General features: G+C 37.2%; 17 protein-coding genes. 4 read left to right on the top strand and 13 right to left on the bottom strand.

The annotated features are described in order from the left end of the window. Positions 1-12 precede the first annotated feature (12 nt). Both GVN22_RS04350 and GVN22_RS04345 read left to right on the top strand, forming a co-directional pair. On the top strand, positions 13-1,740 hold the full coding sequence (locus tag GVN22_RS04350) for a RagB/SusD family nutrient uptake outer membrane protein (RefSeq protein ID WP_166549822.1): 1,728 nt from the start codon (positions 13-15) through the stop codon (positions 1,738-1,740). A gap of 11 nt (positions 1,741-1,751) precedes the next feature. Beyond that, on the top strand, positions 1,752-4,757 hold the full coding sequence (locus GVN22_RS04345) for a PA14 domain-containing protein (RefSeq protein ID WP_166549821.1): 3,006 nt from the start codon (positions 1,752-1,754) through the stop codon (positions 4,755-4,757). A 123-nt stretch (positions 4,758-4,880) separates the two neighbouring features. On the opposite strand, the gene GVN22_RS04340 is transcribed toward GVN22_RS04345, so the two are convergent. From GVN22_RS04340 to GVN22_RS04315, 6 genes are all read right to left on the bottom strand, one after another. Next, on the bottom strand, positions 4,881-7,652 hold the full coding sequence (locus GVN22_RS04340) for a carboxypeptidase-like regulatory domain-containing protein (RefSeq protein ID WP_166549820.1): 2,772 nt from the start codon (positions 7,650-7,652) through the stop codon (positions 4,881-4,883). Positions 7,653-7,657: 5 nt separating this feature from the next. Then, positions 7,658-8,674 carry a hypothetical protein gene (locus GVN22_RS04335; protein WP_166549819.1) on the bottom strand — a complete coding sequence of 339 codons (1,017 nt, stop codon included), beginning with the start codon at positions 8,672-8,674 and terminating at the stop codon, positions 7,658-7,660. A gap of 21 nt (positions 8,675-8,695) precedes the next feature. Then, a complete protein-coding gene (locus GVN22_RS04330) occupies positions 8,696-9,511 on the bottom strand; it encodes a molecular chaperone (protein WP_166549818.1) in 816 nt (271 codons plus the stop codon). A gap of 147 nt (positions 9,512-9,658) precedes the next feature. Then, a complete protein-coding gene (locus GVN22_RS04325; protein ID WP_166549817.1) occupies positions 9,659-10,204 on the bottom strand; it encodes a hypothetical protein in 546 nt (181 codons plus the stop codon). Positions 10,205-11,180: 976 nt separating this feature from the next. After that, a complete protein-coding gene (locus tag GVN22_RS04320; protein WP_166549816.1) occupies positions 11,181-11,648 on the bottom strand; it encodes a Dps family protein in 468 nt (155 codons plus the stop codon). A gap of 267 nt (positions 11,649-11,915) precedes the next feature. Further along, positions 11,916-12,530, bottom strand: a complete 615-nt coding sequence (locus GVN22_RS04315) for an FMN-dependent NADH-azoreductase (RefSeq protein WP_166549815.1) — start codon at positions 12,528-12,530, stop codon at positions 11,916-11,918. Positions 12,531-12,641: 111 nt separating this feature from the next. Between GVN22_RS04315 and GVN22_RS04310 the strand changes: the two genes are divergently transcribed. Beyond that, the gene (locus tag GVN22_RS04310; protein WP_166549814.1) at positions 12,642-13,004 is read left to right on the top strand and encodes a helix-turn-helix domain-containing protein; all 363 of its coding nucleotides are present in this window, start codon (positions 12,642-12,644) and stop codon (positions 13,002-13,004) included. 87 nt (positions 13,005-13,091) lie between these two features. Here the strand turns inward: GVN22_RS04310 and GVN22_RS04305 are convergent, their stop codons facing one another. Further along, positions 13,092-13,409 (bottom strand): nuclear transport factor 2 family protein, encoded by a 318-nt coding sequence (locus GVN22_RS04305; protein WP_166549813.1) that lies wholly within the window; start codon positions 13,407-13,409, stop codon positions 13,092-13,094. Positions 13,410-13,428: 19 nt separating this feature from the next. Continuing rightward, a complete protein-coding gene (locus GVN22_RS04300; RefSeq protein ID WP_166549812.1) occupies positions 13,429-14,223 on the bottom strand; it encodes an SDR family oxidoreductase in 795 nt (264 codons plus the stop codon). A 105-nt stretch (positions 14,224-14,328) separates the two neighbouring features. Here GVN22_RS04300 and GVN22_RS04295 point away from each other — a divergent pair, with 105 nt between their 5' ends. Further along, positions 14,329-14,715 (top strand): helix-turn-helix domain-containing protein, encoded by a 387-nt coding sequence (locus GVN22_RS04295; RefSeq protein WP_240915556.1) that lies wholly within the window; start codon positions 14,329-14,331, stop codon positions 14,713-14,715. Positions 14,716-14,947: 232 nt separating this feature from the next. Here GVN22_RS04295 and GVN22_RS04290 read toward each other — a convergent pair whose 3' ends face one another. The 5 genes from GVN22_RS04290 to GVN22_RS04270 form a co-directional block, all read right to left on the bottom strand. Continuing rightward, positions 14,948-15,268 (bottom strand): rhodanese-like domain-containing protein, encoded by a 321-nt coding sequence (locus tag GVN22_RS04290; protein ID WP_166549811.1) that lies wholly within the window; start codon positions 15,266-15,268, stop codon positions 14,948-14,950. A 429-nt stretch (positions 15,269-15,697) separates the two neighbouring features. Further along, positions 15,698-16,732 carry a cytochrome d ubiquinol oxidase subunit II gene (gene cydB, locus GVN22_RS04285; RefSeq protein ID WP_166549810.1) on the bottom strand — a complete coding sequence of 345 codons (1,035 nt, stop codon included), beginning with the start codon at positions 16,730-16,732 and terminating at the stop codon, positions 15,698-15,700. 27 nt (positions 16,733-16,759) lie between these two features. Beyond that, positions 16,760-18,145, bottom strand: coding sequence for a cytochrome ubiquinol oxidase subunit I (locus tag GVN22_RS04280; RefSeq protein ID WP_166549809.1), 1,386 nt, complete (start codon positions 18,143-18,145; stop codon positions 16,760-16,762). 267 nt (positions 18,146-18,412) lie between these two features. After that, on the bottom strand, positions 18,413-19,828 hold the full coding sequence (locus GVN22_RS04275) for a rhodanese-like domain-containing protein (protein WP_166549808.1): 1,416 nt from the start codon (positions 19,826-19,828) through the stop codon (positions 18,413-18,415). Between the two features lie 343 nt (positions 19,829-20,171). Then, positions 20,172-21,245: an acyltransferase gene (locus GVN22_RS04270; RefSeq protein ID WP_166549807.1), complete on the bottom strand. Its 1,074-nt coding sequence runs from the start codon at positions 21,243-21,245 to the stop codon at positions 20,172-20,174. Between the last annotated feature and the right edge of the window lie 285 nt (positions 21,246-21,530).

Genomic DNA, 21,530 nt, shown 5'->3' with positions numbered 1-21,530 from the left:
AAAACTCCTAACATGAAAAAGAATATTATTTCAAAATACTTACTTCGGTTTTCTACCTGTATCCTTCTGTCAATGACAATAGGCTGTACTAATCTGGACGAAGAGCTATACGACAGGATTACTTCAGAAAACTTTCTCCAAACACGTGACGACGTAATCCGAGATTTTTTACGTCCTTTTGAGCATAGCTATTGGAGTATTCAAGGTGGTAATACATTTATGCTACAAGAAAATAGTTCAGACGAAATGATGACACCCAACCGCCAAGGTGACTGGTTTGATGGTGGTCAGTTCCAACGTGTACATTACCATACTTGGACGCCAAACGACGGTTTCACTAGCGACCCTTGGAATGCCCTCTACGGCGGTGTAACACTAGCAACAAACTCCATTGAAGACTTAGAGGGAATTTCAGACCCCGCTAGATTCAACATGACACGTGCTGAAGTAGATGGAATGATTGCCGAACTAAAGGTGCTTCGTGCATGGTTAAATCTTCGTTTATTAGATTTTTATAGAAATATCATCATCGTTACTAAAGTAAAAGGACAAAGTGCTGGCGGATTACAAGTACCACCACAGGAAGCTTTCAATTTCATTGAAAAAGAACTGAAAGATGCCATTCCACAACTTTCTACCAATACTACTTTGGGTAATAACGTAGCTGGACGTTGGACAAAAGGCGGTGCAGCAGCATTATTAGTAAGATTGTATCTAAATGCTAAGGTATATACGGGCACAGATCGCTTTGCTGATTGTGCTAAAGTATCTCAGGATATTATCAATGGTGTGTATGGTGGCTATGAATTAGAAAGCCGTTGGGATGCCCCTTTTGACTACACTAACCCTACTTCTAAAGAAACAATCTTCGGCTTTCCGGGAAGTTTCAGTTTAACACACTGGCAATATGATGGCGGTATGTATTTCTGGATGTTACCAAACTTAGCTCCTAGCTATTTTGGATTTACTGATTTCGGTAATGCCAACCCTAAATATGCTATGCAACCGGGTCTTGATGTAGATGGCGTAGAATACAATTTTACTTTAGGAAAACCATTTGTGAAATTCCAGAAATATAAGGATGATTTACGTTTAAAAAAATATAAGAATCTTGGAAACAGCAAGCGTGAAGGTATGTTCTTGTATGGTTATTTACCTTATGTCAATTCATCTGGTAAGCAGGATACTGTTAGAGGATTCAAAGGTCCATATCCTCTTTATTTAAGAGACCAAGTTGGCAAATTCCTTGATGCAAAACCAGGAACAGCCATTGCAGATAAAGTTTCTAATATGAACAATGCTGATAACAACTCAGGTATTTTCCCTGTGAAGTATCCATTCTATCCTAGCAGCGACCAGAACAAAATTTCTTCGGCTTATGCAGAAGTTCGTTTTGCTGAAATTTATTACTCTTTAGCAGAATGTAAATACAGAGCTGGTGACAAAGCAGGTGCAGCAGCACTATTGAATGCCGTACGTAAACGCAACTACCCAGAAGGTTCACCAAGTTTATATAGCGCTAGTGGTAGCGAACTAACAGACCGTGAAATGCTTGACGAATGGATGCGTGAATTCTTGGCAGAAGGTAGAAGAAGAACAGACTTAGTACGTTGGGGTGTGTTCAGTACCGGTGCTTGGTGGGATAAAAACCCTGATAAAGATAGTCACACAGACATCTTCCCAATCGGACAAAATGTATTGAACGCTTCTCCACAACTAAAGCAAAATCCTGGTTACTAAATATAATTTTAATGAAATCTTACAAGCCTGTGGCTGTGCTAAGTACCGCATTTTTATGTGCGGTACTTAGCACAGCCAGTCTTGGTTCAGGCAGTACTTCTACTGGCTTTAAACCATTCAAAAGACAAACTATCGCCCCTACTCCACGTCCTCGTGAAGCTTGGGTTTTACGCTCTGTTCTTGATTCAAAAACCAGAGTTTTAAGTATTGCCTTGCACAATAAGCTTTGGCTTGCTTACAATACTAAAACAGCCTCATTGTACAAAGCTTGGACAGGGAAAATAGAATTCAATGGCCCTGTCTACACTTCTTCGCATGGGCCACAACCCATTTCAACGGGTATTACCTACATGGAAGAACCAGACGAAAACCCGTGGCACATTGAAGTAAACGGTAAACAAATTACGCCCGAAGTCAACTATAAAGGTCATACTATTCTGAACAATCAGGTTATACTGAAATACGAATTAGCTTATCAAGGTCAGAAAATTTTAGTAGAAGAAAAACCTGAATTCTTTGAGGCTGAAAATGGCAAAGCGGGATACGAACGTGTATTTACGGTAAAGAATATACCAGCTGATGCTAAATTATCAGTAAATATGCACTTGGCTTCGATGCTGGCTACCACTGATTATTCAACGGATGGGAAATTTACAATAAGTAATCAACGTGATGAGCAAAGCCAAAATCAGGTTTCTAAAGCAATTGATGGAAAACTGACGTTAAACAATACGGGGAAAACCTCATTTTCTATTCACCTAACACCCAAACCTGAACACCCTCTAGCTTCGCAAACGATGAGCAGGTCAGAAATGATTGCGAATCTTTTTGCCAAAAGTGATTGTAATACCTGTCATAATCAGGACGTAAAAACGGTGGGGCCATCGTACAAAGCCATCGCTGAACGTTACGAAAACAATGAGCAAAACCGCAATACGCTTATTGCCAAGGTAATCAAAGGCGGAGCTGGTAATTGGGGACAAATCCCGATGTCGCCACACCCTACTTTAAAAAAGGAAGATGCTGATGCAATGGTTTCTTACATCATGAGTCTCGATGCAGCCAAAGAAAGAGAACAAGCTGCGAGTAAACTGATGCCAAGACCTGCCTACAAGATTATTCTCAAAGCAGAAAAACCAAACCAATCTACTAAAACCGAAAAACAAGGTATCGCTATTAACGTGTATCAGTTTGCCAATGCCATTGGTGAAGTACCTGAAGTAAATGATGAAATGTTGCCTATAAAATCTGGTTCTATCAATGCTTTACATTTAGATGAACAAGATTTTGGTGATTTGAAGGATAACTTTGCCATTTATGCTAGCGGTTTTATCAACATCAAGAAAACAACTAATATTGACTTTAGATTAGTTTGTGATGATGGCGGTAAACTCTTTATTGATAACAAACTAATTATCGATAATGGCGTAAATCATGGTTTGCAACCTACCGACGGCGAAACTATTTTAAAACCTGGTAAGCATCCATTCAGGTTAGAATACTACCAAGGTTTATACGGCAAAGGGCTTTCGTTGCAATGGCGACCTTATGGTAGCAAGGCTTTTGCCGTAGTTCCGCCTTCTGTGTTTACCTATCAAGAATCTGCCATTAAAAATACAGGACAAACGGCTATTAAAGTTCAAAAAAATGATATTCCGGGCGACCAATCGCCACTGGTTGCTGTACATCCAAGCTTTACTTTGGCACAAGCAAGACCAGACAATTTTCAGCCAAAAGTCGGCGGAATGGATTTTCTATCTGATGGTAGAATGGTCGTGAGTACTTGGGATTCTCTGGGTTCTGTGTATATTATCGACGGACGCAAAGCGGCTTCTCCAAGTGATATTCAAGTGAAACGCATTGCCTATGGACTTGCCGAACCATTGGGTTTGAAAGTAGTAGATGATGAAATTTACATCATGCAAAAGCAAGAACTCACCAAGCTAGTTGACTTAAATAAAGACGAGATTATTGATGAGTACCAAACCATTTGCAATGGCTGGAAAGTCTCTGCCAACTTCCATGAATTTGCTTTTGGGCTAGTTTATAAAGATGGTTATTTTTATGGAACACTTGCTACAGCCATCAATCCGGGTGGTGCAAGTACCAAACCACAAATTCCTGACCGTGGAAAGGCCATCAAAATTTCAAAGAAAGATGGTTCATTCTCGTTTGTAGCTTCGGGTTTAAGAACGCCCAACGGCATAGGTTTAGGAGTAGATAATGAAATTTTTATCGCCGATAATCAAGGAGACTGGTTACCTGCCAACAAAATCGTTCATTTACAAGAAGGTGCATGGTATGGTTCTCGTTCGGTAGATTTTGAAGGTACTGCCAATCGACAAGAAACACTGCCGGTGGTGTGGCTTACACAAGACGAAATTGGTAATTCGCCAAGCCAACCAGCCAAACTTAATATTGGCCCTTATCAGAATCAAATGATTCACGGCGATGTAACCCACGGAGGAATCAAAAGGGTATTTGCCGAAAAAATAAACGGTACATATCAAGGTGCAGTATTTAGATTTACGCAAGGTTTAGAAGCTGGTGTAAATCGCCTTGTGTGGAGTCCAGACGGCGCATTGTATATTGGCGGTGTGGGTTCAACTGGCAACTGGGGACACGCTGGAAAACTTAGTTATGGTTTACAAAAACTCACTTTCAATAATAATATAGCCTTCGAAATGCTGGCAGTACGTGCCAAATCAGATGGTGTAGAAATTGAATTTACAGAACCATTGAAAGAAGGTGTTGGCGAAAAAGCGTCAGACTACGACATTCGTCAATGGTGGTTTAAGCCAACTGGCGATTATGGTGGACCAAAATTGGATAATGAAAGCTTACCTGTGAAATCAGTAAATATATCTAGCGACCGCAAGAAAGTAACGCTACAACTAGCTGGTATGAAAAGTAAACACGTTGTTTATATCCATTTGAACCGAAAAACGATTGTTAGTCAAAATGGCAATAATCTGTGGAGTACCGAAGCTTGGTACACGATGAATGTTTTACCATAATGGATAACTATGCATGATAGAAAGGCTATCATTATTAGAAGTGAGAGCTCCCGATAATAATAGCCTTTTTGTAGGCATAAAATACTCTAAACTTCTTACTTAAGTTAAGTATTTACACATCTACTATTTTTTAGCAGGCGAAGTAAACTTCTTCACTTCTACCTTCCTTTGCTTCACCTTTATTGTAAAATCGATTGTAGCAACTTTTCCTTCCAAAACTTTTATTCCTTTAGCATTCTCTGGCACCTCCAGTTCAGAAGGTAACATTGACGTATCAACACTAATTTTATATTCTCCAACAGGCATATAAAACGTATAGCGACCGTCAGAGGATGTTCGGGTACGAAATACTTTCCCAGTTTTATCTACTGCCAACATTACTATACCAAATAAATCAATCTCTGTTTCATAACTAAACTGACTACGGCTATAATTGAGCTGTCCTTTCAGCGTGCCCGTTCTCTGCAAAGGAATAGCCATTTTTGTTTTTTTCTGAAGAGTAATTTTTTGTTCAGGAGCATGCCATCCATCCTGAAATGGTGCGGAAATGGTAATAGTACCATCAGGTAGATTTTTGTAAATGATATTCCCTGATTTGTCAGTTATGAATAATTTCTTATCAAAATTCACCATAAAACCCGTTGCGATAGAATCTGTTTTGCTATAAACTCCGTCTTGGTTTAAGTCTTTATAAATAAAGACTTCTAGCAGGTTACTTTTAACATTTGCTTTAATTGTATGGAAATGATGAATAAGTCCTAGCTCTATGATACTCCTTTGACGATTGTTATATTGATTCCAATTGATGTTTGTATAAATACTGGTCTTATCTCCAGCCACGTATTCTATTCTTTCAGTCAAAAATTGACTAACCCCAAAATTAGAATGATAGGTAAACGAAACTCCTGTATTGGTTTTCAGTTTTTTAGAAAACCAGTTTTTCTGAATAAAAGAAGCAAAATTAAAAATATTGCTCTGCTTCGTAGACCCCATCGTGATGTTTGGAATTTCACTCAAGTAAAAAGCCCCTAACTGAACAGAACCATTCAAATTTAAAATACCTTTTTTATAGTAGAGGTTAGTGCGTAGATGTAAATTAGTGGTAGAGTCGCTACTGAGTGAATACGCACCCATCTCAGAATTCATGAAAAAACTTTGATCTTTTGCAGAAGGAAGCGAAAAATTAAACAGTGCATTCCATGCGTTGAGCGATTGTTGCCTCGCTTCACCAGTCATGGAGTACAATGGATTACCCTTTTCGTGGGTAAACACTGGAGCGACTGAAATCGCTACTTTTTTACTTTTCAAAGATACCCCCCACTCTGCTCTTAAATTTCTTGTGGCAAATACGAACTGGTCTGGCGAAATTTGTTTTGGCGCAAAGTTCCTATAATTAAAAAGCCACCAAATGTTTGCTTTAGGTAATGAGAAGCTCACTCTTTCAGTCAGATTCAAAGCCCCTCTTTGCTGACCAGAATAATAGCCCGTACTCATGTAATTGGAGCTATTAAGGTTTACTTTCCCAAAAGTTCCATTTACTGTTGCATTCACCGACATCCCGTACCTCTCCATTTCATTGTTGAGCAAGGACGATACTCTTCCGCCATTAAGTCCAAACGTATAAATCACTTTTCTACTATTTGTGTACTGTATTTCATTTCCCAAAAGTTGATTCTGAACGCCCTGAATTCGGTCGCTGTCCAATACAAAAAAATGGTTGGTTCGCCATTGTTTACCTTGATGTTTGAAGGCAATCCAAGCAGCTCGACTACTTTCGATTTTGATTTGATTGTTTTGACGACCCAATAAGTTATTTTCTTTATCGATAAATCCAACTTCCCAAGTATCTGTTTTTGAAGTACTCAAGTAACCCATTACGCCCCGACCCGCTAAATTAAGGTCAAGTGAACGAAAAATATTACCAACTTTTATTCCTCTTTGCTTATTGCCATACTCTAACCAAGTATTTTGAATCAAGATTGGAGAAGCACGATTTTGCCAACTTGTAAGATTTAAACTATAATTCAAACGGTCTTTTCCTAATTCAAAACCACCACGACCTCTTACTAAATATGATTGATTGTTATTGAACAAATTTTGTGAGCCTATCTGTAAAGTATTGTCCACAAAAGCATTATTACTTAATTCATCTCGATAATTTCTGTTACTTCTGGCACTTTGTACTTGTATCTGAGCCCCGCCCAATACATCGCCATTTGAATAGACACCAGTAATATTAATATCAAAGCCTTCGATATTGAGCATACGTTTGGTGATGAGCCTTGAAAAAATAATAGTAGTATCGGCTGATGGTTGCAAGGTCAGCTTTGTATTTTGATGAAAACCCTGCTCATCAACACTTAGTGGATAAGCGCATACCAGAGTAATGGTTTCTACGGTATTGCCCGAATTGAAAACCTGAACGGGAATAATAATAATAATGGTATCACGAGGATTATCTAGCAAAATACTGGAGACTGCGGTATATAGATCTACCTTGCGTTTGGGCGAAATACTGACTTCGGAAGCTACTTCAGAAAGTATATTTTTGTGTTCATCGTACAATACAAATTTGATGGCATTTGCTACACTAGCTTTTGCTTTCTTGGTTACAAAAAAAGAGACAGAAATAAAGCTACTATCATGTTTTGCAACATTGATACGTATATCATTTTTAGAAATAAGAGTCAATCCAGCATCGACAGTAATAACAATGCGTCCGTTCAAAGTACCTTCTGAATAGTTACTCAGTTTCAATAGTATTACAATCCGTTCTTCATTGTTGGCAAGTATTTTTGTATTGGCTGTGGTTAGTCCAAATAATTTTCTTTGCTGAGCATGAGCGACAGAACATACCAAAATGAGTAATGCTAGTATCTTAATATATTTACTCATTTTTATTATTGAGGCAGAACTATAAAAATAATGTTCACACTATACCTTCCGCTGGGTTGCATAAGGTCGGTCGTACTGGCTGATATAGCATATCGCAAATTATATTCAACCATTTGCTGAGTGGAATCTAGAGGGTTTGTAGTATTGATAAGTACTTGCTCGTTGACAGATAAATGTCTATTATAAACCGAAATACCCGCACTTGTAGCAGTACTTTGAGTTGCTTCTATACTTATAGCATTAACAGGAATTGTAGCCGAAGATGTATTAGAAGTAAGAGCATCATTACTGGTTTTTACAATAACCTGATAAGGTGCAGAGGCCAGTACTTTCAAACCATTGGCAATATTGACCGATTTCTCTGAACGATAATCATTTACAGTATTGAATACCATATTTACCATTTCTGCGCCATTTTGCAATAACATTGTAAAACTATTATTGGCCGTGGTTTGAACCTGAAATGCAACTGGTATTGTGACTGTTGACACGGCTTGATTATTTTGGTTATATAGTGTAAAAATAAGGCTACTGGTATAAGTGCCATTAGGAACGAGTAAATGGTTTCCACCTTGAATAACCATATCAAATGTATGTTCTGTATAGTCGCTGAAAGCTGCATTTGAATTACCGATGAGTGTTACATCGCTTACATTAAGCGGATAGTCGTTATTGCTTACGCCTATTTCTGAGGCTGTTGGAGAACCCTGACTCACCCGATTGAAGCGCAACGAAATATATTGCGGTGCCACAAAATTAGCTCCATTAGTAAAATTATCTATAGCTCGTACTCGCAGACTCCAACCATTACAAGTGTTTGCATTAGGATTATACTGTACCGCTAACGCCTCTGCAATCGTTGTACCCGCCATTTGACTTTCGTAATCACTGAAACTATAAGTAGCACCAGTATTCCCAGAAATGGTAATACCATCACAGTTATTTCCAGTTTGACTATAACAGTACAATCCCTTCGCACAAAGCAATGTCACGAGCAAGGTGTAATACAATAATTTATACATTGGTTAGTGGTTTATAGCTCGTTACCTTTCAAATTCAAGTTCGGCTATTTTCAACTCATCTTTATTTCCGTAGGTGACGATGGCCGTTGCGGTATATTTCCCTTTGGCTAGTTTTACGGGTAAGGTTTTTGTTAGGATACGGTTATCGCCTGGCAACGAATAAAAGTTCAAATCTTCAAGCTTTTGTTTTTCGCCTGTTTGTGTATTCAGTAACTCCCAATTTACTTTACCTTCTACCCAAACTTTACTTCTATTTTGAAAAGCTAATTCCAAACGACCAGCGCTGGTTTTGGTGCTGTCTGCCACATCTTTAAAATCGGTAATATCAATATCTCGTTCTTCTTGTTGACTAAATGAATGATACAATTTTATGCCAATCCGCATACTTACTTTCATCATTGCACCACTAGGAGTTTTGCTATCTACAGGGTTCAATTGCGTAAAATAGAGCATCGCTGTATGTACAGGAATATCCTTATTGGCATTTTGTGGTACATTGAGCATAAGACTGACTACCTTTTTTTCTTTTGCTGGTAAAGTAAAAAAAGCACCTGGCGAAATCTGAATCCAATCAGCGCAAGTAGTTGGTTGTGTACCCGGATTAAAACTAAGATTATCGCCCTGAGCGTTATAAGCCCAGTCGTTAATAGCAATACCAACATCCATAGCTTTATCACTCGGATTAGTTACCGTTACTTTTTGCGTACCCATGCCACCAGCATCAACCTTAAAATAAATCCTACTAGGGCCAACCATAATACCATCTTGGGCAAAAAGCTGGATATTTGAAAGCAGTAGAAGTGCAAAAATCGTAAAAAAATATTTTCTGATTTTCATAAAAACTGTTATAACAAGGTAATCTCAACAATACTTCCTATAAGATTTCCCCTAAAATATCAACAGTACTCAATAGAAATAACTTTCTACTAAGTACTGCTGATTGATTAATTATAAAGAGTATTTAAAATATATAGCGATAATGAATTAAGGTGCTGCAATCGTAAATACAACAGGTATAATATTAGTACCTGCGGCTTTATCAAATACTTTTTCACCTCCATAAACATTATAATTAATACTAAATAACGCTTCTGCACTATGTTCCATACTATTGAAGGTACTTCCACTAGCTAAGATAAAATTTCGCTCTGTACCATCAATAGAAGTACCTGACCTATCTGTCACGTTATCGGTTCTACCTCTGGAATTATCACTTGGAATGGCAGCTAAAACTATTAAGTGATCTTCTAATGCCGACGGATTAGTCGAAACAGTTCCTACTTTAACGGTTACTTTATACGCTTTTGTACTTATTACTGTAAGATAATCAGTAAGTGTACCATTGATCCCATCTACATAGGAATTAATATTATTAAAAGTTACAGTTGTAGTAGTATTACCATTAAGGCTTAATGACATTACATCTTCTAAGACAACGTTAAATGTACTGGTAGCTGTAGACTGAGCTGAAGATTGGTTTGTTGCGAATAGGCCTAATGCTAAGCCTGCTGTGATAATGAGTTTTTTCATTTTGAGTGTAATAAGTATGTGTTGTTTGATGCGTAGTGAAAATAAATTTTATGGTTGTAAGTTCTAATATTCTACTTACAGGATATTGGTATTGAACAAAAAAGTACTCGCTAAACCAATTATATATAGTCTCACTTGAATTTATTCATTTGTGTGACCAATATATAATAACAAATTGCATAACAAATTGCATAACAAATTGCATACCAAATTTTACCAATTATCAATAAAATTTTCTTCACTCAACACAAAATAAAAACATATCAACTGAAATATATCCGTAAAACCTCGAACCCTTTCATTAGAATTGTTCATTATTAATCATAATCATCTATACAAGATAATAAGAGGTTAAGTATATCTGTTTTCGAAGGCAATCAATAGCATCCTATCAAAATTTACCATAGATATATCATGAATGAAATCCTTTTTGTTACTGATTCTTTTTCATTTAGAGATTTACTTATCATGCTTTAATATCGAAACCATTTTAACTTATTTATTTTTAACAGATTAAATGCATTTAAAAGTATGGGATATTTATTAAACTTCGCCATTGTTGATGTTATCTACAACGAGGGTGGAAAACAAAAAAACTCGACAGAAATATTCCACCGAGTTTTGAGTTGCCCTTTATATAATCTACGCTTATTTTTTACTCTTACAATATCATAGATTGGCGCCAAAGAGTACTTCGAACTTTTTACCAAAAATTAAACTTTCGCTTTCATCGCTTTTGTGCGGAGTCGAACTTTTCATTGTTTAGCAAATTTGTCAAGTTCGGTATTAAATTTTTCTAATTCTTCTACAAACAAGGCATGACCACTGTTTTCGAAGCGAATAATACAGGATTTTTTAATCTCTTCTCAGTTATATCCCAAAAACAGAAACGTAATGTCTTGGCAAAATTGGAGCTATGTTTCGGGGGTATTAATGGACACATTTCGCTTTAAATTGCCCTTTTCCCCTGAGTATTTTACTTCAAAAGTGTTCTTAAAATCCAAGCCGTTTTTTCGTGCTCTTGCAGAAGCCCCGTGATAAAATCACTACTACCAAAATCGTTATAGCTATCGGCAAAAACGTTGATATTACTTCGTAATTGAATGATGATGATTTCATGAGCAGATAATAAATCCTTAATAAACTCCGTGCTGTTATTGGTAACTAAGGCTGTTTCTTGCAAACTTGTCAAAGCTAAAAATGCTTTCAAGCTGGCTGGTACAACGAAGCCCAAGGTTCTGATTCGTTCGGCAACAGAGTCAATTGTGAAAGCTAACTGATTGGCTTGATTGTCGAATAATTGATGTTTCTCGTAAAAGTCAAGCCCTTCTACATTCCAATGAGCGTTTTTAGTTTTTGTAAAAAGTAGGTATTCATTAGCTAATAACTTTGAAAGCTCGTCGGCTACTTTTTTACGATTATTTTCTGCTATTCCGATATTCATTTTCGTGATGATTATTTTGATAATGCAAAGTTCCACTAAATAGCGAAGCTCCTCAATGGACATATTTCGCCATGAATTGTACTTTTTACCCTAATCGTTAAAAATGAAAGTATAACAATAAAAAGCATGGCTTGTAAACCATGCTTATCAAATAATTACGTTAAAAATCAGAATTATTTACAAAATGAAGCTGGAGAAGTATCTGTATTTTTGGTAAAATCTTACCAAGTAAGCGATAGGGGTATCAAAAACTTGATACTGAAAGGTTTAAAAACTATATTCTTCCACAGTTTCTAAGGCTTTTGTAACAGCATTTTCACCTACATTTGGCACAAAAATACCCTCTAAACGGAAAGTACTAACATCTGTTAAGCCCAAAAATCCAAGAACCGTACGCAAATAATTCTCCGTGAAATCATACGCTTTCATCATACCTTCCGAATAAATACCCCCCGACGCTATGGCCAAATAGACTTTTTTGTCCGTTAATAAGCCTTGAGGCGTACCTGTGGCATAACTAAATGTTTCATTGGCACGAGCAATTTGGTCAAGCCATGCTTTTAGACTAGCGGGAATACTAAAATTATATAATGGAACTGCTATAACTACAATGTCTGCCTCTTTAATCTGCTTAATTGCTTTTTCAGAAGGTTGAATAACTTCCAACTGCTTTTGACTACGTACATCCTTTGGTGTGGAAAATGCTTGGTACATTTCAGCAGTAAGAAAAGGAAGCGGGTTTTCCGATAAATCAAGTGTTTCAACAGTATAGTCAGAATAAGTATCTTTTAGCCTTTCTATGATTGAATTTGATAGCTGATTACTTTTAGAAGCATCGCCGTTGATGCTTGCCTTAATATGAAGTACGTTCTTTTTTGACATTTCTTTAAAATTTATTTTAATGATGCCACAAAGCTATGTACATTTGATTTCCAAAAGTTACTACTATACATAAGGTAAGTAGTAACCTTTAGGTTAGTAAATGATATAATTATGGAAAATGTAATTAGTACCGAAAAGTGCAGAAACTCTATCAAAGCCCTCGAAGATGCTATGTATGTAATTGGTGGAAAATGGACTTTAAGAGTAATTATTGCCCTAAAAGATGGGCATACACGCTTTAATGATATTCAAAGAACCATTGATGGTATTTCGGCTAAGGTGCTTTCGAGCGTATTGAAAGACCTTGAAGAAAATGGCTTTGTAAAAAGAAAAGTGGATATTGGTGTGCCTGTAGTAGTGGAGTACGAACTGTTATCCTACGCTGAAACATTACAAGAAGTACTCTCAGCACTGGTATCATGGGGCGAAATGCACCGTGAGAAAGTGATTAGAAAGCAGGAAGAATTGGTATAAAAACCTTACATTGATAACATAAAAAGAACACACAAGCTAGTTATGTGTTCTTTTATGTTTTAATAAACTACAAAATTGGCAAAGGTCTTATCCCGTAATTTTCAAAGACTTAATCAATTCATTTTGGAATGTAAAATGATACGATAACACAATGGGACTCCCTGGGAAATTACCTGAAACTTCTGCTTTTAAGACTTCTTCTTTTGCTAAATATTCCACAGGTTTCATCACGGCTTGGTACTCTTCATTAGCTTTTTTAATCCATTGCTGGATTTCTGTTTTCCCATTATGATTTTTTCCTTCGTCAAAGACTGTGGCATCTTCTGTGAAACAGTTGGCATAAGCTGCACTGTCGAAACTATTTTGTGCCTTTGTTAAATCTACAATTACATTTGGTAAGTTCATATTCTTGATTTTTAGATGATTAAATGGTTGGTACTGTGCCGCCATCAATTACATAATTTGTCCCTGTTAAATAATTGGCTCTTGGTGAAACCAAAAAGCCCACGAATTCAGCCACCTCTTCAGGTTGGGCTGGGCGACCAAAAGGAATTCCGCCCAAAGCGTCCATCACACTTTGTTGTGCTTCTTCTAAAGTACTATTGGCATTTCTTGCAATCTCGCCCAACCAAGCTTTCGATGCTGTTGTATTTATCCAACCTGGCGAAACAGTTAGGACACGAACTCCTTTTGGGGTAACTTCATTTGATAAACTTTTGCTATAATTAATCAATCCTGCTTTTGCGGCTGCATAGGGCAATGTGGAATCATATAGCGGTAGTTGACCTTGAATAGAAGCTATGTGAATAATAACACCACTTTTTTTAGCTAACATTTGTGGTAAAAACCCTCTGTCTAGTCGGACAGGAGCAAGTAAATTAGCTTGTAAGGTTGACTCCCAATCGTCATCAGTTAACACCGCAAAACCTCCAGCAGGAGTTACTGAAGACCCAAGGTTGTTCACAAGAATATCTAGTGTCCCATAAGTCGATAGTACTTCGCTGACTACTTTTTGTGCATCTTCTGCCTTGCCTAAATCGGCAGTAATAAAATGCAAATTGCTGTTTTCATTTTCGGGCGGATTTCTTGCGGTAATAATAACCGTTGCACCAGCTTGTAAAAGCCTTTCTGCAATGGCTTTTCCTGTCCCTTTTGTACCTCCTGTTACCAAGGCAATTTTGCCCGATAACTCATTATTGAAATTAAATTGTTGTTCCATTTCTGTTTTTTTTGTACAAATTTCTGACATACATATACATGAAACAATTACGGAAATACGATTCGGATAGGGCTAAATTATTCCCATATTGCACCTTTTAGAACTATGGATTACTTTTGTTTTATGTATGAGAGAAAAATTTTACCAAACCTGAATTGTGGTCTCGATTTGATTGGAGAAGTACTTTACGGCAAATGGAAAATCCGTTTGTTGTGGTTTATCAATGAAGGTCACAAACGCCCCAGCGAACTACAACGTAAAATACCCGATGCAACTCGTAGGGTGTTGAATATCCAGTTGAATGAATTGGAAGCTCACGATCTAGTGACCAAGAAAATTTACCCTGTTGTTCCACCAAAGGTAGAATACAGCCTGACTGAATTTGGTAAGTCTTTAATTCCTGTGCTCTCGGTTTTAGGGCAATGGGGCGATGATAACGAAGAAAAACTGCGATCGGTTATTATGAAACGATTAAATGCAGAAAACGAATAAATAACCAACAACACAATACATTTTGTCCTTGTTGAAGTTATCTCCAACGAGACAAGCATCGAAATATTGTTGAATCTGGCTTCTTAACTCATTATTTTGAGGATGGTCAATTGGCGAGTTACTGACATAAAAAAACTCGACAGAAATATTCCATCGAGTTTTAAGTTGCCCTTTCTATAATCTACTTTTTAAAAATCTATAAGTGGTTAAGGTATTGAAAAACATAGCCTTATTAGTAATTCATAAAACCTCCAGACAGATTGTACACGTGCTCAAAGCCGTTATCTCCCATATACTTACACGCAGACCCACTACGATTACCGCTACGACAGTACACCAAGTACGTTTTGTCTTTAACTAATTGTGCTATTTTTTGTGAAAAATTCACATCCATCAAATCTATATTGATTGCTTTCGGAATCGAACCTTGTTTAAATTCTAAAGCAGTACGTACGTCAATAATTACAGCATTAGGATTTTCTGATATCATAGCCTTAAATGCTGACGAAGATATATTTTCGTAGTTTTTCTTAGTTTTAAAAAAATCGAACATGGTCTTAGACATTTAAAATATTAATGGTTAAAGGATACCTCTTGGTATCTTTAACTATAGACCAAAGTTCGCTATAAAGTCACTGCTGTACAGTGATATATGTTACATAGGACAATTTATTTTAAAAAAATTATCCTCATCTCTCTAATTTAATTAAGTGAATTGAGATTGAGCGAGTGAGTGATTATGTGAAAATTTGTATTCCATCAGTAGAGACGCAATGATTGCGTCTTAAGCCGAGTCCTATCTAGCATAGTAATATCAAAAAAGCGGTCGGAAATAATTTTCCGACCGCTTTTTTGATGAAAATTTGGAGAATAATTCCAATTCGAAAAAATGATATTAACCTGCTTGATAACATGAAAATCACTCAATCTCAATTCACTCAATTAGAAATGACGCATCAATCTAAAATTAAACGTATCTCCACTAGTAGCTTGTTTCGTCCAATTTTACTTTTCCTCTAAAAGTCCAAAATACAAAGCCTGTGTAGAGTCCCACCAAAGGCACGCCAATGACAGCAAACGTTAGCATAATTTTCAGAGATTTATCAGTTGATGACCCATTGTGGATATCTATGTGAAACTGTGGGTCGATTGTGGATAACACAATGTTGGGAAATAAGCCTACAGCCACCAATGCCATTAACATTGCTGTTACAAAAGCCGAAGAAAAAAAAGCAAAACGATATTTACGCTTCGTAATTTGTCGTGTAATGTTAGCTACAGCCAAAATTGTAAGTACAGGGAAGAAAAACATCATCGGTACTTCCTTAAACCTTTCGACCATGTGTGGCAAATATAACAGCGTGTAAACCGTACTTAAAGCAAACATCAACACAAAAAAGATGGTGGTATTTTTTACTAAAACTGTCAATTTAGCATAAAGACGATTCTCTGTTTTCATCACCAAATAAATAGCCCCGTGCATCATAAACAACGATAATGTAGTAATCGCCATCAAAATAGAAAATGGATTAAAGAAATCTCCAACTGTTCCTCTATAAATAAATTGGTCGTCGATTGGCAAACCCTGAATGATATTTCCAAGTACCAACCCCAAAGACAACGCCAACATAATACTTGAAACGCTGTAGCTCACATCCCATAGCTGACGCCACCAAGCCATTGGTTCTTTGGAGCGAAATTCAATGGAGATTGCACGAAAAATTAATAATACCAAAAACAGCATAAACAACTCATAAAAAGCCGAAAACACTGTTGCATATACTACTGGAAAACCTGCAAATAACGCCCCTCCTCCTATTACTAGCCACACTTCATTACCGTCCCATACAGGCCCGATGGCATTGAGTGCTATACGGCGACTTTCTTCTTTTTTGAAAAATAAATGCAAAGCTCCTGCTCCCAAATCAAAACCATCCAAAATAGCATATCCAGTAAATACACCACCTACAACCAAAAACCACCACGTAGGTAAGTCGAGTCCAAAGATTGTTTCCATAATATCTGTTTTGCCAAAGGCTTTAGCTTATTGTAAAATTGGGTTATCACGTTTTGAATAATCAGGAATATCATCTGAATAATCTCCTGAGTAGTCGTCAGTTGGTCCATGTTTGATTTTTTTATTAAGCAAATACACAAACAAGCCAAACAAGAGAATATACACCAAGGTGAACAGTACCAGTGAAAAAATCACCTGTGATACTTTCAGAGATTGCGACAAAGCATCGGATGTTCTCAGCAAACCATATACCACCCACGGTTGGCGACCAACCTCTGCCGAATACCAGCCCAATTGATTAGCCAATTGTGGCAACAATACCGACCACGCAAAAATTTGTAATAGCCAACGTTGTTCAAATAAATTGCCTTTCCACCACAAGAACGACGCTAGCAAAGTCAATGCAATCAATGTCATTCCAATAGCAACCATCAAATGATAGGTCTGAAATACAAAATTGACAGCCTTCGGTTGATCTTCCTTTTTGAAGGCATTTAAGCCTGTAACAGGTTTGTTAAAATCTTGATATAGTAAAAAACTTAGCCCTTTCGGAATCTTAAGTCCTGACACTTCCTGCTTTTGGGTATTTACCCAGCCCAACAAATACATATCCGCCACGGCAGAAGCTTCATAATGCCCTTCAAAAGCTGCTAGTTTAGCAGGTTGATTGTGCGCCACGCCATCCGCTGATTTATGTCCTGAAAATAGCTGTAAAAGCGAAGCAATCGTAGCCACAACCAAGGCTATTTTAAATCCTTTTCGAGCAATTTCGACATGACGATTTCGTAGTAAATAATAGGCATTGACACTCAATACCAAAAACGAACCTGCTAAAAAAGACCCCAACAGCACATGAGAAAGCCTTTCGACAGAAGAGGGATTGAAAACCATTGCCCAAAAATCGGTAATCACCGCACGGGCATGAAGCCCCTGACCTTCGATGCGAAAACCTGCTGGCGTTTGTTGCCACGAGTTAGCCACAACAATCCAAATAGCTGAAAACATAGAGCCCAAAGCCACCATAATCGTTGAGAAAAAATGTACTCGTCTGCTTACTCTATTCCATCCAAAAAGTAATATTCCTAAAAAGCCCGATTCGAGGGCAAACGCAAAAATTCCTTCTGCCGCCAAGGCACTTCCAAAAATATCGCCAACATAACGAGAGTAAACAGCCCAGTTGGTACCAAACTCAAATTCCATCACGATACCTGTAGCTACGCCAATACCAAAAATCAAGGCAAAGATTTTTATCCAAAAACGAGTCATCTGAGCATAAGCTTCTTTGCCTGTGCGCAGATACTGGGCTTCCATGATAACCATCACGATACCAAGACCAATACTGAGAGGGGGATAAATGTAGTGAAACGCCACCGTAAAGGCGAACTGAATGCGGGATAAAAACGCTGTATCCATAACATGGTGAAGTTTAGATTGAGATTGTATTGTGGGGATAGTGGCTAGCGTTTTTCAAGAAAATTTTGTTGAAAAACTATTTTCCTGAAATCAAATTTCCCTAAAGTTGGGGTAGAAAATGATAAAAAAAAAGATACAGTTAAAGCAACTGTATCTTTTACAATTTTTACCTAAAATCATACTAAAAAAAGGTCTTTTCTAAGGGTATAGGCAAGGAGGCTCTAGGCATTAGTTTTTAACTGTTGCCTAGTGCCTAATCCCTCTCCCCTATTTTTTTAATGTCGATGGACATACAAAATCGGTTGTTTTAATTCCTGCTTTTTGGATAGCACTAAAGCCGCCATTAATATCAATAAAGTTATCGATACCACGTGCTTTCAAAATTGAAGAAGCAATCATTGAGCGATAGCCTCCAGCACAGTGAATATAAAATGGTTTATCCTTTGGAAACTCCGACAAATTTTCGTCGATATAATCCAATGGCAAGTTGATTGCTCCGTCTACGTGTTCTGCTGAGAACTCGCCAGGACGACGCACATCAATTACTAAAGGAGCCTCCTCTGAAGCCAGTCTTGTTGCAAATTCGGTTGCATCAATTGACTCTACCGTGTCAATTTCTTTGCCTGAAGCTTCCCAAGACTCAAAACCGCCATCCAAATAGCCAATCACAAAGTCATATCCTACACGAGCCAAACGAGTGATGGTTTCTTCTTCTTGTCCTTTTTCGGTAATTAATAAAATTTCTTGTTTCAAGTCTGGAATCAAGGCGCCAACCCATGGTGCAAACTGTCCATTCAAGCCAATATTAGTCGAGTTTGGTACAAATCCTTTATTAAAAACTTGAGCATTACGAGTATCCAACAATACTGCGCCTGTTTCGTTGGCTGCCGCTTCAAATGCCTCTGGAGACAAAGCTTGTGCCGCACGATTCATGACTACATCGATACTTTCGTACCCCTGCTTGTTCATCATCACGTTTTGTGGGAAGTATTGCGGTGGCTTACTCAAACCATCCGTTACTTCTTTGATAAACTGCTCTTTCGACATATCAGCACGAAGGGCGTAGTTGGTTTGTTTTTGATTGCCCAAAGTATCGGTTGTTTCTTTACTCATGTTTTTACCACAAGCCGAACCAGCACCGTGTGCAGGATATACAATTACGTCATCGGGTAAGGTCATCACTTTATTGCGCAATGAATCAAACAAAAATCCAGCAAGATCATTGATAGTCAAATCAGATTTTTGTGCTAAATCAGGACGACCAACATCTCCGATAAACAAAGTATCACCACTAAAAAGCGCTTTTTCTTGTCCGTTTTCATCAATCAACAAATAACAAGTGGATTCCATCGTATGCCCTGGTGTATGCAATACTTTGATTTTAAGCTTTCCTAATTGGAACTCTTCACCATCTTTTGCCACATGTGCATCAAAGCCCGTTACTGCATTGGGACCGTACACAATAGGCGCACCTGTCTTTTGCGAAAGGTCAATATGTCCTGAAACAAAATCCGCATGAAAGTGTGTTTCGAAAACATATTTGATTGTTGCATTATTGCGTTGAGCTTTGTTGATATAAGGCTGTACTTCGCGAAGTGGATCTATTACGACTGCTTCACCTTCCGACTCAATATAATATGCCCCTTGCGCTAAACATCCTGTATAAATTTGTTCTATTTTCATGGCTTTAAGATAGTTATGAATATTTTTAAAAGTCTATTTAATCGATTTATGCTTCAAAATTATAAGCTTATAACACAGAATTCTGTGATATATGTTACTTATATCAAAAGTTTTTTTGAAAAAAATGATAAATATTAATATCCGAAGTTAATCTTGGACAATTTATCAGAGCAGAGTGATTATGAGATGATGTTATTAGTTAATCGTATATCCGTTATCACAATCAGATATATTACAATTTTATCTTTCCTATTACTGATACAAAGGAATGCTCTAAAATCATCAAAGCTGGAAAACATGGTTTAAACAGGTTTTCCAGCTTTGATTTTGATGATTGTGTTTCTTATTTTTTTTCCTGATATGGAAAATACTTTTTCAGGTTATTAGTCGGTTTTTCGAAAAGAATCCAAGAAAGATAACTAGCTACTAATAAAACAATTAAGCTAGTAAAGTGATTACCAATGGCTGGCAAATGAAATTTTTGCCATACAAACCAAAACAGTAAAGGCACTGTCATGTGATACACATACACACCATAACTGATTTTACCAACAAAAACCATTGGCGCACTCGACAACACTGTATTGAGCCAATGTGGTTTTGGGCTGCAAATCAGCGATAAAATATATGCACTAATACAAGAAATTGCGGTACGCAAGAATAAGATTTTCACTAAAGTAGCAGTGTTATCTTTCACAAAAGACACGTACAAAAGTATGGCTAGTGAAGGCAATACCGTATATCGCAATAGGCGGTGTAATTGATCCTGCACGTGATTGATTCGATACCAAGAAAGTAAACCTCCCCAAGCAAAACAATCGATGCAAGTAACAGTAATCAAACCTTGTCCTTGTTGGATATAGATAAAGTAAAACCTAAAAATTATGCCTAAAATTACCGTAGCCCAAAGCAGGGTAATCGTATGTTTTTTAGGTATTAAGAGCACTACAAATGCCCAAACCAAATAAAACTGTTCTTCCACAGCCAACGACCAATAAGGCGAAAATGCGTCTGCCCAGAACCCTGTTTTTTCCAGCAAATGATTGTATGTATAAAGGATATAATACCAAGGATGCTGATACAAATCAGTCGTAAAAGGAATATGCAGTTTGGGTAATGCAAAACCAACGGCTAAAGTCAGATAGTAAATCGGAAAAATACGAAGTGCTCTTCTTATCATGAAATTTTTATAGACCTGCACAGCGCCGCCCAAAGACTCCGTTTTATTTTTGATAAGAATATCCGTAATTAAAAACCCACTCAAAACAAAAAAGAGCGTTACCCCAATCGTTCCATTCGGAAGGGTATTAATCCAATGGGTAGTTGGCAACCAATGAAATATTAACACTAAACCAATGGCGATAGTACGAATACCATCTAACTGTGGCAGATAGTTGTGTTGAGGTTTTGAAGACATACAGATAAACGCCCCATCTTTGGCAAAGACAATAACAAACAGGTTATCAACACCTTACTAAGATATTTAAAAGGGTAAAATAAAGATTATGATCTATTTATTTCAAGAGACAATTCTTGAAGTTTAAGTTTCGAAGATAACAAAATTGTCAGAACTTTAGTGAAGAATGTTTCAAAATTCCCTAGAAAAGCCATTTCTGAGTTTTAGCTAATAAACATGAGTCATCCCTAATTGAGTGATTTAGTGATTGAGCGGATGAGTGATTATGTTAAAATTTGTATTCTA

Source organism: Cellulophaga sp. BC115SP, assembly GCF_009905545.1.
Classification (GTDB): domain Bacteria; phylum Bacteroidota; class Bacteroidia; order Cytophagales; family Spirosomataceae; genus Flectobacillus; species Flectobacillus rivi.
The sequence above is the reverse complement of the archived record's forward strand: the minus strand, read 5'-3'. Positions and strand labels throughout refer to the sequence as shown.